This window comes from Ramlibacter cellulosilyticus (assembly GCF_014297465.1).
GTDB lineage: Bacteria > Pseudomonadota > Gammaproteobacteria > Burkholderiales > Burkholderiaceae_C > Ramlibacter > Ramlibacter cellulosilyticus.
Map to the genome: position 1 here is coordinate 13,405 of NZ_JACORT010000011.1, position 12,817 is coordinate 26,221.

General features: G+C 66.6%; 8 protein-coding genes. All 8 read right to left on the reverse strand.

Annotated features, from left to right (window positions below):
- Positions 1-6 precede the first annotated feature (6 nt).
- Positions 7-1,284 carry an NAD(P)/FAD-dependent oxidoreductase gene (locus H8N03_RS21300; RefSeq protein ID WP_187078245.1) on the reverse strand — a complete coding sequence of 426 codons (1,278 nt, stop codon included), beginning with the start codon at positions 1,282-1,284 and terminating at the stop codon, positions 7-9.
- A gap of 8 nt (positions 1,285-1,292) precedes the next feature.
- Entirely contained in the window at positions 1,293-1,598 is a 306-nt protein-coding gene (locus H8N03_RS21305; protein ID WP_187078246.1) for a c-type cytochrome, read from the reverse strand.
- 72 nt (positions 1,599-1,670) lie between these two features.
- A complete protein-coding gene (locus H8N03_RS21310; protein WP_187078247.1) occupies positions 1,671-2,234 on the reverse strand; it encodes a LemA family protein in 564 nt (187 codons plus the stop codon).
- 55 nt (positions 2,235-2,289) lie between these two features.
- Positions 2,290-6,516, reverse strand: coding sequence for a DNA-directed RNA polymerase subunit beta' (rpoC, locus tag H8N03_RS21315; protein ID WP_187078248.1), 4,227 nt, complete (start codon positions 6,514-6,516; stop codon positions 2,290-2,292).
- A gap of 22 nt (positions 6,517-6,538) precedes the next feature.
- Positions 6,539-10,651, reverse strand: coding sequence for a DNA-directed RNA polymerase subunit beta (rpoB, locus tag H8N03_RS21320; RefSeq protein ID WP_187078249.1), 4,113 nt, complete (start codon positions 10,649-10,651; stop codon positions 6,539-6,541).
- Positions 10,652-10,897: 246 nt separating this feature from the next.
- The gene (gene rplL / locus H8N03_RS21325) at positions 10,898-11,281 is read right to left on the reverse strand and encodes a 50S ribosomal protein L7/L12 (protein ID WP_187078250.1); all 384 of its coding nucleotides are present in this window, start codon (positions 11,279-11,281) and stop codon (positions 10,898-10,900) included.
- 46 nt (positions 11,282-11,327) lie between these two features.
- Positions 11,328-11,834, reverse strand: a complete 507-nt coding sequence (gene rplJ / locus H8N03_RS21330; protein ID WP_187078251.1) for a 50S ribosomal protein L10 — start codon at positions 11,832-11,834, stop codon at positions 11,328-11,330.
- Positions 11,835-12,103: 269 nt separating this feature from the next.
- Positions 12,104-12,817, reverse strand: coding sequence for a 50S ribosomal protein L1 (rplA, locus tag H8N03_RS21335; protein ID WP_187078252.1), 714 nt, complete (start codon positions 12,815-12,817; stop codon positions 12,104-12,106).

The window sequence follows — 12,817 nt, forward strand, 5'->3', positions numbered from 1 at the left end:
CCGTCCTCACCCGAGCATGTCGGCCCAGATGTTCTGCGCCCAGCTCCAGGCATACGCCCCTTCGGCCGCGTTCGGCACGGCGCTCAGGCCACCCGAGCCGGCGACGGTCTTGAAGGTCTTCTCCGCGGCGACGTACTCGTGCACGCTGGCCACGTGGATCACGTTCGCGTTGTCCACGTAGCTGTAGCAGGTGTTGGTGAGCATCGGACGCGGGTTCACCTCCCAGCCGGAGAGCCGCGCGACGATGGCCGCGGCGGCGACCTTGGCGTGGTTGTTCGCCATGTGGCCGCTCTTGGGCATCAGCGGCGCGACCTGGATCGCGTCGCCGAGCACGTAGACGTCTTTCGCGGCGGTCGATTCGAACGTCTGGAAGTCGACGCCGCACCAGCGGTTGTTGGCCAGGTTGTTCAGGCCCGCCTGCTGCGCGATCGTGCCCGCGCGCATCGGGGGCAGCACGTTGAGCACGTCGGCCTTCACGTCGTCCGGCACCTCGAACCTGACGAGGCCCGCCCGCGCGTCGACGGCCATCACCTTGTGCTGCGGCCGGTACTCCACCATGCCGCGGTACTGCTCGGCCCACACCCTCTTGAACAACGCGCCCTTGGACGTGACGTCGGGGTTGGCGTCGAGCACCAGCACCTTGCTGCGCGGCTTGGCCTGGCGGAAGTACCACGCGACCTGGCACGCGCGCTCGTAAGGCCCCGGCGGGCAGCGGTAGGGCTGCTCGGGAATCGTGATCGCGTAGGTGCCGCCGTCCGGCATCGCCTCGAGCTGCCGCCGCAGGGCGACGGTCTCGGGCCCCGCCTTCCAGGCCTGCAGCACCTGGCCGGACGCGTTCGCCGCCCGCAGGCCTTCGATGGCGTCGAACTGCAGGTCCACGCCGGGTGACACGACCAGCATGTCGTAGCCGATGCTGGCGCCGCCCGCGAGCGTGACCACCTTGCGCTGCGTGTCGACGGCCTGCGCGAGGTCGCGCACCACGCGCACGCCGTGGTTGCGCTCCAGCCCGGTGTACGGGCGCGAGAGCTCGGCGATCTGGCGGCTGCCGCCCACCACGAGGTTCGAAAGCGGGCAGGAGACGAAGGTTTCGTTCGGCTCGATGACCACCACGCCGATCCTGTTCTCGGACAGCATGCGCACGTACTTCGCCGCGGTGGCGCCGCCGTAGCCGCCGCCGATCACGACGACCTGCGCCTTCGCGGGGATGCTGCTGGTGGTGGCGCAGGCGCCGAGGCCGAGGAGCGAAAGAGCCGCGGAGCCCTGGAGGAAGGAACGTCTTTGCATGGCGGGCCTCACTTCTTCTGCGCGGCGAACCAGGCCGCGAGCTGCTGCAACTGGGCGTCGTTGAAGCCCTTCGCGATCTGGTGCATCACCGTGGCCGGCCGGCTGCCGTCACGGAAGGACCGCAGCTGCTCCATCATGTAGCCGGCGGGCATGCCCGCGAGGCCGGGGACCGACGAGCCCTGCACCGCGCGGCCGTCGGTGCCGTGGCAGTTGGCGCAGGTCGCCGCGAGCGTGCGGACCTGCAAGGCATCGGGTGACTGGCCGAGCGCCGCCGCGGGCGCAGCGAGCGCGAGCAGGAAGGGGATCGTTCTCATTCGTGGTCTCCTCGTGGAGAGGCGACTCTACGACGACCGCGGCACAGCGGCAACGACCTTCGCGGGATGGCTTCAGGGCCTGGCGCGCAGCCCGCGCGCGGGCTGGAACCCGAACAGCCAGGCGAGCAGCGCCGCGGGGAACTGCGCGATCGCGTCGTTGTAGTTGCGCACGGCCACGTTGAAGTGCTCGGTGGCCGCCTGCGTCATGCGTTCGAGCTGCTGGCGTTCGCTGCTGAAGTCCTCGGGCAGGCGCGGGCCGGCGAGGTCGTGCGCGTCGTCGCGTTCCGCGCGATCCCACGCCATGGCCAGGACCTCCTGCGCCGCGCCGAGCGCAGCGATGCGCTCCGCGTCCAGCGGCTTGGCGCGCGCGGAACCGAGCGTGGCGGAGAGCTGCGCTGCCGCGCCCTGCAGGCCGCCCCAGAACGCGCTGCCGCCGGTGAACTGCGACTGCGCCTGTTCCTCCTCCGGCGGCACGCAGGCGTGCACCAGCTTCACCTGCTTGGAGAGTTCCGCCTCCAGCGCCGCGAACGCCGCGTTCGCATCGGAGCGCAGGCGCACGAGCCGGTTGTACGCGCCCACCGCCCAGAACAGGGCGAGCGCCGCGAGCACCCAGGGAAGGAAGGACGACGTCTGCATGAAAAAGGGCGCCACCCCGGAAGGGATGGCGCCCGCAGTTTAGGCGGAAAGCCGCTTATTCGGCGGCGGTCGTGCCTTCGTTCGTCTCCGAGCCGGCGCCTTCCGTCACGCTGGCCAGTTCCGCGGCCTCGGCGTCGGCGATGGCGCGGCGCTCGGCCTCGTCCATCTGGTCCTTCGCCTTGCGCGCCACGTGGTAGGCCATGCCGGTGCCGGCGGGGATCAGGCGACCCACGATCACGTTTTCCTTCAGGCCACGCAGCTCGTCGCGCTTGCCCATGATCGCCGCCTCGGTCAGCACGCGCGTGGTTTCCTGGAAGGAAGCCGCGGAGATGAACGAGTCGGTCGACAGCGAGGCCTTCGTGATGCCGAGCAGCAGGTTGCTGTAGGTCGCGTGGATCTTGCCCTCGCCGCGCAGGCGGTCGTTCGTGTCCAGGATCTCGGACCGCTCGACCTGTTCGCCGGCGATGTAGTCGGACTCGCCCGGGTTCTCGACGACCACGCGACGCAGCATCTGGCGAACGATCACCTCGATGTGCTTGTCGTTGATCTTCACGCCCTGGAGGCGGTAGACGTCCTGCACTTCATCGACGATGTAGCGCGCGAGTTCTTCCATGCCCAGCAGGCGCAGGATGTCCTGCGGATCGGCCGGGCCGTCGACCACGGATTCGCCCTTGTTCACCACCTGGCCTTCGTGCACCAGGATGTTCTTCTCCTTCGGCACGAGTTCTTCCCAGACCTTGCCTTCCGGGTCGGTGATCTGCAGGCGGATCTTGCCCTTGGTCTCCTTGCCGAACGACACGGTGCCGGTCATCTCGGCGAGCACGCCCTTGTCCTTCGGCGAACGCGCCTCGAACAGTTCGGCCACGCGGGGCAGGCCACCCGTGATGTCGCGGGTCTTCTGGCCCTCGACCGGGATGCGGGCCAGCACTTCGCCGGGGCCCACGTCCTGGCCGTCGCGCACCTGGATCAGCGCGCCCACCTGGAAGGCGATCGTCACCGAGTGGTCGGTGCCGGGGATCTTCACCTCGTTGCCGGACGGGTCGACCAGCTTCACCTGCGGACGCACCACCTTGGCGGAGCCGCGGCGCTTCGGGTCGATCACCACCAGCGTGGACAGGCCCGTGACCTCGTCCACCTGCTTGGCCACCGTCAGGCCCTCTTCCACGTTCTCGAACTTCACCTTGCCGGCGAATTCCGTGATGATGGGTCGGGTCAGCGGGTCCCAGTTGGCGAGGATCGTGCCGGCCTTGATGGACTGGTCGGCCTTCACCGTCAGCGTGGCGCCGTACGGCACCTTGTGGCGCTCGCGCTCGCGGCCGTGCTCGTCGTGGATCACGATTTCGCCCGAACGCGAGATGACGACCAGTTCGCCCTTGCTGTTGGTCACGTAGCGCATCGTGGTGTTGAAGCCCACGATGCCCGCGGACTTCGCTTCCACGCTGGAAGCCACGGCGGCGCGCGAAGCGGCACCGCCGATGTGGAAGGTCCGCATCGTCAGCTGCGTGCCCGGCTCGCCGATGGACTGGGCAGCGATCACGCCGACGGCTTCGCCGACGTTCACCATGCCGCCGCGGCCCAGGTCGCGGCCGTAGCACTTGGCGCACAGGCCGAAGCGCGTCGCGCAGTTCAGTGCCGTGCGGACCTTGACCTCGTCGACGCCGGCTGCTTCCAGCTCGTCGATCAGGTCTTCGTCCAGCATCGTCGCGGCGCTCACCATGACCGCGCGCGTTTCCGGGTGCAGCACGTCTTCGGCAGCCACGCGGCCGAGGATGCGGTCGCGCAGCGACTCGATCACTTCGCCACCCTCGACGATGGCGCGCATCAGCGAGCCTTCGGAGGTGCCGCAATCGACCTCGGTCACGACCAGGTCCTGCGTCACGTCGACGAGACGGCGGGTCAGGTAGCCCGAGTTCGCGGTCTTCAGCGCCGTGTCCGCGAGGCCCTTGCGGGCGCCGTGGGTGGAGATGAAGTACTGCAGCACGTTCAGGCCTTCGCGGAAGTTGGCCGTGATGGGCGTCTCGATGATCGAGCCGTCCGGCTTGGCCATCAGGCCCCGCATGCCCGCCAGCTGGCGGATCTGCGCGGCGGAACCGCGGGCGCCCGAGTCGGCCATCATGTAGATGGAGTTGAAGGACTCCTGCTCCACTTCCTTGCCGTTGCGGTCGACCACCTTCTCCTTGGCGAGCTGGGCCATCATGACCTTGGACACTTCGTCGCCGGCCTTGCCCCAGATGTCCACCACCTTGTTGTAGCGCTCGCCGGCGGTGACGAGGCCCGAGACGTACTGCTGCTCGATCTCCTTCACTTCCTTCTCGGAGCGCTCGATGATGTCGTGCTTCTGCGCGGGCACCAGCATGTCGTCGATGGCGATCGAGATGCCGGCCTTGGTCGCGAGGCGGAAGCCGTTCTGCAGCAGCTTGTCGGCGAAGACCACGGTCTCCTTGAGGCCGCACTTGCGGAAGGAGATGTTGATCAGCTTGCTGATCTCCTTCTTCTTCAGCGCCTTGTTCAGGACGCTGAAGGGCAGGCCCTTCGGCAGGATCTCGGACAGGAGCGCGCGGCCCGCCGTGGTGTCGAACAGCTTGGTGTTCGGCACGAACTGGCCGGTTTCCTTGTCCTTTTCCCACTCGGTCAGGCGCACCGAGATCTTCGCGGTGAGTTCCACCACGCCGTTGTCCAGCGCGCGCAGCACTTCGGCGACGTCGGTGAAGACCATGCCTTCGCCCTTGCCGTTGGTGCGCTCGCGGGTCGTGTAGTACAGGCCCAGCACCACGTCCTGCGACGGCACGATGGAGGGCTCGCCGTTGGCCGGGAACAGCACGTTGTTGGAGGCCAGCATCAGCGTGCGGGCTTCCATCTGCGCTTCCACGGACAGCGGGACGTGCACGGCCATCTGGTCGCCGTCGAAGTCGGCGTTGAACGCCGCGCAGACGAGCGGGTGCAGCTGGATCGCCTTGCCCTCGATCAGGATCGGCTCGAAGGCCTGGATGCCCAGGCGGTGCAGCGTCGGAGCGCGGTTCAGCATGACCGGGTGCTCCTTGATGACCTCTTCGAGGATGTCCCACACGACGGGCGTGCCGGCTTCCACTTCCTTCTTCGCCGCCTTGATGGTGGTGGCGATGCCCATGGCTTCCAGGCGCGAGAAGATGAAGGGCTTGAACAGCTCCAGCGCCATCAGCTTCGGCAGGCCGCACTGGTGCAGCTTCAGGGTCGGGCCCACGGTGATCACCGAACGGCCCGAGTAGTCGACGCGCTTGCCCAGCAGGTTCTGGCGGAAGCGGCCGCTCTTGCCCTTGATCATGTCGGCCAGCGACTTGAGGGCACGCTTGTTGGCGCCGGTCATCGCCTTGCCGCGACGGCCGTTGTCCAGGAGCGAGTCCACCGCTTCCTGCAGCATGCGCTTCTCGTTGCGCGCGATGATCTCGGGCGCCTTCAGCTCCAGCAGGCGCTTGAGGCGCGAGTTGCGGTTGATGACGCGGCGGTACAGGTCGTTCAGGTCGGAGGTCGCGAAGCGGCCGCCGTCCAGCGGCACCAGCGGACGCAGGTCCGGCGGCAGCACGGGCAGGACGTCCATGACCATCCACTCCGGCTTCATGCCGGACTTCTTGAAGGCCTCGAGCACCTTCAGGCGCTTGGCGTTCTTCTTGACCTTGACTTCGGAGCCGGTCAGGTCGCCGCGCAGCTTCTCGATCTCGATGTCGAGGTCGATGCCTTCCAGCAGGTCCTTGATGCCCTCGGCGCCCATCTTGGCGACGAACTCGTCACCGTATTCCTTGCGCTTCGCGTCGAAGTCGTCCTCGGACATGATGCCGAACTTCTTCAGCGGGGTCATGCCCGGGTCGGTGATGACGTACGCCTCGAAGTACAGCACGCGCTCGATGTCGCGCAGCGTCATGTCCAGCACGAGGCCGAGACGCGAGGGCAGCGACTTCAGGAACCAGATGTGCGCGCAGGGCGCGGCCAGGTCGATGTGGCCCATGCGCTCGCGGCGCACCTTGGTCTGGGTCACTTCCACGCCGCACTTCTCGCAGATCACGCCGCGGTGCTTCAGGCGCTTGTACTTGCCGCACAGGCACTCGTAGTCCTTGATCGGGCCGAAGATCTTGGCGCAGAACAGGCCGTCCCGCTCCGGCTTGAAGGTGCGGTAGTTGATCGTTTCCGGCTTCTTGACTTCACCGAAGGACCAGGAACGGATCTTCTCCGGCGAGGCGATGCCGATGCGGATGGCATCGAAATGCTCGTCCGGCGTGAACTGCTTGAACAGGTCGAGTAGTGATTTCATCTATGAATCCTTCCTGTCTTCCTTAGGTGCGCTCGAGCTCGATGTCGATGCCGAGCGACCGGATTTCCTTCACCAGCACGTTGAACGACTCCGGCATGCCGGCATCGATGGCGTGCTCGCCCTTGACGATGGACTCGTACACCTTGGTACGGCCCTGCACGTCGTCGGACTTCACGGTCAGCATTTCCTGCAGCGTGTAGGAAGCGCCGTAGGCTTCCAGCGCCCACACTTCCATCTCGCCGAAACGCTGGCCGCCGAACTGCGCCTTGCCGCCCAGCGGCTGCTGCGTGACCAGCGAGTACGGGCCGGTCGAGCGCGCGTGCATCTTGTCGTCCACCAGGTGGTGCAGCTTCAGCACGTGCATGTAGCCCACGGTCACGGGGCGCTCGAACTGGTCGCCGGTGCGGCCGTCGTACAGGTGCGCCTGCGTGCGGGTCGCGGTGAGGCCCTTGGCCTTGGCCACGTCCTCGGGGAACGCCAGCTGCAGCATGTTGCGGATTTCCTGCTCCGACGCGCCGTCGAACACCGGCGTCGCGAAGGGCACGCCCTTGGCGAGCTGCGAGGCCATCTCGCGCACTTCCTGGTCGGACAGCTCGGAGAGGTTCTCCTTGCGACCCGACTTGTTGTACAGCTCGTCGAGGAAGCCACGCAGTTCCGCCACGGCGGACTCGCGCTGCAGCATGTCGCCGATGCGCTGGCCGATGCCCTTGCCGGCCCAGCCCAGGTGCACTTCCAGCACCTGGCCCACGTTCATGCGCGAAGGCACGCCCAGCGGGTTCAGCACGATGTCGCACGGAGTGCCGTCGGCCATGTAAGGCATGTCCTCGACCGGGACGATCTTGGACACGACACCCTTGTTGCCGTGGCGGCCGGCCATCTTGTCGCCGGGTTGCAGGCGGCGCTTGACGGCCAGGTACACCTTGACCATCTTCAGCACGCCCGCCGGCAGCTCGTCGCCCTGCGTGAGCTTCTTGCGCTTCTCTTCGAACGCGAGGTCGAAGCTGTGGCGCGTCTGCTCCAGCGAGTTCTTGATGGACTCGAGCTGGGTGGCGATCTCGTCTTCCGCCGGGCGGATGTCGAACCAGTGGTACTTCTCGACGGAGTCGAGGTACGCCTTGTCGATCTTCGCGCCCTTCTGCAGCTTCTGCGGGCCGCCGTTCGCTTCGCGGCCGTTCAGCAGCTTGGCGATCCGGTCGAAGGCGTCGGCTTCCACGATGCGCAGCTGGTCGTTCAGGTCCAGGCGGAAGCGCTTGAGCTCGTCGTCGATGATCTGCTGGGCGCGCTTGTCGCGCTGGATGCCTTCACGGGTGAAGACCTGCACGTCGATGACGGTGCCTTGCGAACCCTGGTCCACGCGCAGCGAGGTGTCCTTCACGTCGGACGCCTTCTCGCCGAAGATCGCGCGCAGCAGCTTCTCTTCCGGCGTCAGCGTGGTTTCGCCCTTCGGCGTGACCTTGCCGACCAGCACGTCGCCCGGCTGGACTTCGGCGCCGACGTAGATGATGCCGGACTCGTCCAGGCGGTTCAGCTGCTGCTCGGACAGGTTCGGGATGTCGCGGGTGATTTCTTCCGGGCCCAGCTTCGTGTCGCGGGCCATCACCACCAGTTCCTCGATGTGGATCGAGGTGTAGCGGTCGTCGGCCACCACGCGCTCCGAGATCAGGATCGAGTCCTCGAAGTTGTAGCCGTTCCAGGGCATGAACGCCACGAGCATGTTCTGGCCCAGGGCGAGTTCGCCCAGGTCCGTCGACGCGCCGTCCGCGATCACGTCGCCCTTGGCGATCTTGTCGCCGCGGGACACGATGGGACGCTGGTGGATGTTCGTGTTCTGGTTGGAACGCTGGTACTTGATCAGGTTGTAGATGTCGACGCCGACTTCGCCGGCGACGGCTTCCGCGTCGTTCACGCGCACCACGATGCGGGTGGCATCGACGTAGTCGACGACACCGCCGCGGTTGGCGGTCACCACGGTGCCGGAGTCGACCGCGGAAACGCGCTCGATGCCGGTACCGACGAAAGCCTTCTCGGGGCGCAGCACCGGCACGGCCTGGCGCTGCATGTTGGCGCCCATCAGCGCGCGGTTCGCGTCGTCGTGCTCGAGGAACGGCACGAGCGAAGCAGCCACCGACACGATCTGCGCGGGCGACACGTCCATGTACTGGATGCGGTCCGCGCCCACCAGGATCGATTCGCCCTTCTCGCGCGCCGACACCAGGTCGCCGGTCAGGCGGCCTTCGGCGTCCAGCGTCGCGTTCGCCTGGGCGATGACGTACTTGCCTTCCTCGATGGCGGACAGGTAGTCGATCTCGTTGGTGACCTTGCCTTCGTGCACGCGGCGGTACGGCGTCTCGATGAAGCCGTACTCGTTCAGGCGGGCGTACAGGGCCAGCGAGTTGATCAGGCCGATGTTCGGGCCTTCCGGCGTCTCGATCGGGCACACGCGGCCGTAGTGCGTGACGTGCACGTCGCGCACTTCGAAGCCCGCACGCTCGCGCGTCAGGCCGCCCGGGCCCAGTGCGGAGACACGACGCTTGTGCGTGATCTCGGACAGCGGGTTGGTCTGGTCCATGAACTGCGACAGCTGGGACGCACCGAAGAACTCCTTCAGCGCCGCGGAGATCGGCTTGGAGTTGATCAGGTCGTGCGGCATCAGCGGCTCTTGTTCCGCCTGGCCCAGGCGTTCCTTCACGGCCTTCTCGATGCGGGCGAGGCCGGTGCGGTACTGGTTCTCGGCCAGCTCGCCGACGCAGCGCACGCGGCGGTTGCCCAGGTGGTCGATGTCGTCCACTTCGCCGCGGCCGTTGCGCAGGTCGACGAGGATCTTCACGACGGCCAGGATGTCGTCGTTGGTCAGCACCATCGGGCCCGTGCTCTCGTCACGGCCGACCTTGGCGTTGAACTTCATGCGGCCCACGCGCGACAGGTCGTACGTGTCCGGGTTGTAGAACAGGCGCTGGAACAGGGCCTGCACCGCGTCCTCGGTCGGCGGCTCGCCGGGGCGCATCATGCGGTAGATGGCGACGCGGGCGGCGAACTCGTCCACGGTCTCGTCGATGCGCAGCGTCTGCGACATGTACGGGCCCTGGTCCAGCTCGTTCGTGTAGATCGCCTGGATGTCCTGGATGCCGGCGGCGCGCAGCTTCTTGAGCAGCGACTCGGTCAGCTCGTCGTTCGCCTTCGCGATGATCTCGCCCGTGTCCGGGTCGATGATGTTGCGCGCGACGACGCGGCCCACGAGGAAGTCTTCCGGCACGCTGATGTGCGTGGTGCCGGACTGCTCGAGCTCGCGGGTGTGGCGGGCGGTGACGCGCTTGTCCTTCGGCACGACGACCTTGCCGGACTTGTCGGTGATGTCGAAGCGGGCGACTTCACCGCGCAGGCGCTCGGAGACGAACTCCAGCTGCGCGCCGCTGTCCATGAGGCGGAAGTTGTCGTTGACGAAGAAGTTCGCCAGGATGGTTTCCGGCGTCAGGCCGATGGCCTTCAGCAGGATGGTGACCGGCATCTTGCGGCGGCGGTCGACGCGGAAGTACAGCACGTCCTTCGGGTCGAATTCGAAGTCGAGCCAGGAGCCGCGGTAGGGGATGATGCGGGCGGAGAACAGCAGCTTGCCCGAGCTGTGCGTCTTGCCCTTGTCGTGTTCGAAGAAGACGCCCGGCGAGCGGTGCAGCTGGGAGACGATCACGCGCTCGGTGCCGTTGATGATGAACGAGCCCTTGTCGGTCATCAGGGGCACCTCGCCCATGTAGACCTCCTGCTCCTTCACTTCCTTCACGACCTTGCTCTGCGGCGTGGAGGACTCGCGGTCATAGATGATCAGCTGCACGCGCGCGCGCACCGCCGAGGCGAAGGTCAGCCCGCGGGTCTGGCATTCGCGCACGTCGAAGGCGGGCTTGGCCAGGTTGTATTCGATGAACTTCATCTCCACGAACCCGTTGTGCGACACGATCGGGAAGGCGGAGTCGAACGCGGCCTGCAGGCCCTCGATGGTGCGCTTCTGGGGCGCCACGTCGGCTTGGAGGAAGGCGGTGTACGCATCCTTCTGCATCTGCAGGAGGTACGGAACTTCGAGCACGCTGTCGCGTTTGCCGAAGCTTTTGCGGATGCGCTTGCGTTCGGTGTAAGAATAGGCCATGAGATCTCCGGGCTAGGTCTCGCAACTGGCGGCCCCAGGACAAGGGGCGTTCTTGGCGGGTTGGCCACTACCAACCTTGGCGGACGGCACCGCGTTGCACGGCGCCCGAACCAAGCAGTCTTCTGCAGTCGGATCAGAAAACACTAGAAAAACTCCTCTCGCTGGGGCAGCTTTTCTGGTGGTCTCTGGAACGGCAAAGGCTGGAGGCCCTTGTCGGGCGCTCCAGCCTCGGCGACCAGGGGCGAATTACTTCAGTTCGACCTTGGCGCCGGCGTCTTCCAGCTTCTTCTTGGCAGCTTCGGCGTCGGCCTTGTTCATGCCTTCCTTGACGGGCTTCGGAGCGCCGTCGACCAGGTCCTTGGCTTCCTTCAGGCCCAGGCCGGTGATTTCACGGACGGCCTTGATGACGCCCACCTTCTGCGCGCCGGCTTCGACCAGCTGCACGGTGAACTCGGTCTTCTCTTCGGCAGCGGCGGCAGCGCCACCGCCAGCACCACCACCGGCGGCCGGAGCGGCCATGGCGGCGGCGGAAACGCCGAACTTCTCTTCGATGGCCTTGACCAGGTCGTTGAGTTCCATGACGGACATGCTGTCGAGCGCCGTCAGAAATTCGTCTTTGTTGAATGCCATTTTGAATGTTCCTGAATAAGTTGGTTACCCGTAGGGACGCTCTGCCTTAGGCGGCAGCAGCGGCGCCTTCTTCCTTCTTCTTCGCCAGCGCGCCCAGCACCACGGCGGTGCGGGAGATCGGCGACATCAGCAGGCCGCACAGCTGGGCCAGCAGAACTTCCTTCGAGGGGATGTTCGCCAGTTGCTTCACGCCGTTGACGTCCAGCGCCTTGCCCGCGAACGAACCACCGCGAATGACCAGCTTGTCGTTGGTCTTCGCGAAGTCGGCCACCACCTTGGCGGCGGCGACTGCGTCCACGGAGAAGCCGTAGATCAGCGGACCGGTCATCTGGTCACCGACGCTCTCGAAGGTCGTGCCCTGCACGGCGCGGCGGGCCAGGGTGTTCTTCAGAACACTCAGGTCCACGCCAGCGCCGCGCGCGGCGACGCGCAGCTTCGTCATGTCGGCGACCGTGATGCCGCGGTATTCCGCCATCACCAGCGTTTGAGCTTTAGCTGCGAGAGCGGCGACTTCCTCGACCACCGCTTGCTTCTCACTGCGATTCAGACTCAAGGTCTACTCCTTTGATTGCGCTCCGGTTGCCCTTCGCGCGCCCTAGTACCAAGCGACCAACCGTCTTCAGAAATCTCTCAATTCCGTCTGTCGGCGGGATCGCCATCTGCGCTGGCTGCATTGATTAAGAGGACTCGCGCCCTCGCCAGCGGTCTTGGATGGCCCCCCGGTTCCCCGGAGGCCCACCACATCGCCGGGTTGCCCCGGCAAAATCAGAGGTGCCCGAGCAATCGCGCCGTGCGCTTCATGGTCCGGCACCTCGTCATGGCTTACGCAGCGGCCTGGCCCTGCGCGTTCACGGTCTGCAGGTCCACGCGGACGCCGAGGCCCATCGTGGAAGACACGGCCACCTTGCGCAGGTAGACGCCCTTGCTCGACGCCGGCTTGGCCTTGTTCAGCGCCTCGATCAGCGCCACCAGGTTGCCCTGCAGCTTGTCGGCGTCGAACGAGCGGCGGCCCAGCGTCGCGTGGATGATGCCGGCCTTGTCGGCGCGGAACTGCACCTGGCCCGCCTTGGCGTTCTTCACCGCGGTGGCGACGTCCGGCGTCACGGTGCCGACCTTCGGGTTCGGCATCAGGCCGCGCGGGCCCAGGATCTGGCCCAGCGTGCCGACCACGCGCATCGCGTCGGGGGCGGCGATCACCACGTCGAACGGCATGTCGCCGGCCTTCACGCGGGCAGCCAGGTCGTCCATGCCGACCACGTCGGCGCCGGCGGCCTTGGCTTCTTCGGCCTTGGCGCCCTGGGCGAACACGGCGACACGCTTGGTCTTGCCGGTGCCGTTGGGCATCACGACAGCGCCGCGAACGACCTGGTCGGACTTCTTCGGGTCGATGCCGAGCTGCACGGCCACGTCGATGGACTCATCGAACTTGGCGGTGGCGGCTTCCTTGACCATGCCCAGGGCGTCGGCCAGGGGGTACAGCTTGGTGCTGTCGACCTTGCCCTGCAGGGCCTTCTGCTTCTTCGTGAGCTTCGCCAT